The sequence below is a fragment of the Vibrio sp. 970 genome (genome assembly GCF_033339075.1).
The window spans coordinates 1-513 of the sequence record NZ_JAWOTW010000839.1 but is presented as its reverse complement, the minus strand read 5'-3'; the positions used below and the strand labels follow the sequence as shown (position 1 = coordinate 513).

The 513-nt window shown below is 41.5% G+C and carries 1 protein-coding gene; it reads left to right on the top strand.

Features of this window, described 5'->3' with window-relative positions; all coding sequences use genetic code 11:
* The first annotated feature begins 181 nt into the window (after positions 1-181).
* Complete coding sequence (locus R7Q11_RS29480) at positions 182-469, top strand: hypothetical protein (protein WP_029835141.1); 288 nt, start codon at positions 182-184, stop codon at positions 467-469.
* The last annotated feature ends 44 nt before the right edge of the window (positions 470-513 follow it).

Genomic DNA, 513 nt, shown 5'->3' with positions numbered 1-513 from the left:
ACATGTTAAATCATTATTTATCAAAACCTTACACTGGAACTTTTCTGTAAAACTGATGACGAAATCGTTTTCTCTTACACGCTATGTAAGAGATCTCTCACAACCCACTACCGAAATTGCTATTCGCTAAATCCCACCTCTCAAAGTATGATGACAACTATATCGTTATTAAGGATTGAAAATGTTAACTCAAGACGTCACGAAAGAGCTGGAAGCTGTGATGGAGCAGCTGCAACGAGAAGGGAAAGAGCCAACGGTTGCACTAGTGAAAGCACGTATGAAGACACCAGTCCCAATGCCTGCACTCATTACTGTTATCAAAAGCTGGAAGAGCGTGAATCATGTCCCAAAAGTAGAAGTCACTGCGCCACTATCGAAAGAAGAAGATCGCCTGACAGCACTTGAAAACACAGTCGCAAAATTAACCGCTCGTATTGAAGAGCTAGAAGCAAAACTGGGTGAGAAATAAGAATGAAGTTATGGGTAGATGCAGACGCTTGTCCTAAAGTGATC